1 pseudogene is annotated in these 1,842 nt (G+C 55.6%); it reads left to right on the top strand.

What is annotated here, in order from left to right:
* A pseudogene (locus WB528_RS25110) lies at positions 1-1,842 on the top strand (hypothetical protein); the annotation flags it as partial.

The following is a 1,842-nucleotide window of genomic DNA, read 5'->3' as shown; positions in this document are numbered from 1 at the left end:
GTTTGGAACTGCCTGAATATGACCCTGAAAATGGAATCGAAGATTTCTTTCGACGCATTACCGAAAGCCTCGTCAATCGGCCTCGCTGGAAAGTTCGGCGCTTTATAACGATTGGACTCTTCTCGTTCGCCCGACAAGTGATGTGGGCGGATTTAGATCCGTCGAAATGGCCGGATGCGGCTCGCCCCGAAGGCCATCCTCTTCTGGGCCAGATTTACGGTGACGTCGCAGGCGAAAACGCCGGCGCCACCGCACCTGTGTACGATGTTGATCTCCCCGAGATGGAGCAGCAGGCACCTGCACTAATAACCGACGCGGATGCTTCTCAGCTCAGTGCCGTTATTGATGCGACAAGCGGAAAGAATTTAGTCATTCAAGGGCCGCCCGGTACAGGAAAATCGCAGGCCATTACAAACATAATCGCCAACGCCCTATGGCATGGAAAAACAGTGCTATTCGTGTCCGAAAAAATGGCTGCATTGAATGTTGTTAAGGATCGTCTCGACAGCATGCAGCTCGGCCGTTTCTGTCTTGAGGTTCATTCGGCGAAGGCGTCCAAGTCTTTGGTGCTGAAAGCGATTCGCGACAGGATGGACGGTAATCGACCTCGATCAAACTCACACGAAGCCGAGAGCGCACGCAATGCGCTTCAGGAATCTCGTAAGAGATTGAGTGAATACTCCGCTTTGATAAACAGTCTAGCTGGCGATACGGGTCTGACCATCCATCAGATTCTATGGGCCGATTCTGCACGTTCTGATCTGCCGACGACGGTGCCTGAGAGTGTTCGAGAATTTCGCCTGCCTAGTCCACTCGACACTGATCGTTTCAAGTTGGGAGGTTATATCGCCGCCGGGCGGGCGCTGGATGACTTGGTGGCATCAATGGGCGTGTTCGCCGACCCCGCCCGTCAGCCATGGCGCGGCGTCGGTAATCTCAACCTCACACGGTTCGACCGTGCTAAGGCCGTCACCTTGGTAGACGCTTGGGGAGCCCGGCTCGACCAACTTTGTAACATGGTGGATGCGCTAAGTGCTCCTGGATGGACAAAGCCAATTTGCATTAAGGATTTTGAGCAAGTGGCAGCTATCGCTCTTACGGTACCAGATCCCGCTGAGGAGGTTAACGACGCCGTTCTCACACGAGCTACCGAGGATGATATCGCGACGTCACTTAAACGCTGGGCCGAAGTGGTCCTTGAAGCTGACCGGACGAATGCGTCACTGCTGCCGCTCTGTGACCCACAGAAATTGGCCGCCCAGTGTGAGCCGGCTGCTTCGGTCATCACGGTCGCCCAAGAGTTGGACGTCGCAGAATTGTCCCTTCGCCAGTTGGAGGCAGAATGCCGAAAATCTCAGGCCGAGGCTAAGTCCTGGGTTCGCACTGTCCAGCTCATATCAGACGTGTTTGCTACCTTCGTACCCGGCATTGAGCGCGACTTCAGCGCCAGGGCTGAGGCTATGGTCACGGGTTTCCTTCTTCACGCAGCCGCCCTTCCTATAGAGCGCTTGCCGCTGCGATTGGCTACTCTTGATGATGCGGCCATTGATATTTTGACTCACGCAGCCGCCGCCGCCGCCGAAGCCCGTTTAGCCGCCGAGCAAGCGAAATTTGAAGACCCAGCAACTCCTCACTTAATACAATCTCTGCCTTCTTCCGCTGAACTTCGGCTCGCTGCGAACACTCTCCGAAGCGCAAGTCTCTGGCAAAAACTCTTCGGCCGTGATTGGAGAGCTGCAAGGACAGTATGGCGCAGAACATTCCCAAGCACCCGCAAATCCGCCCCCGCCGAAATATCGCGCCGGCTAGTATTCGCTGCGGCGTGGAGGGACGGCATCACTC

The sequence above is a fragment of the Bradyrhizobium sp. genome (genome assembly GCF_049586575.1).
GTDB lineage: Bacteria > Pseudomonadota > Alphaproteobacteria > Rhizobiales > Xanthobacteraceae > Bradyrhizobium.
The sequence above is the reverse complement of the archived record's forward strand: the minus strand, read 5'-3'. Positions and strand labels throughout refer to the sequence as shown.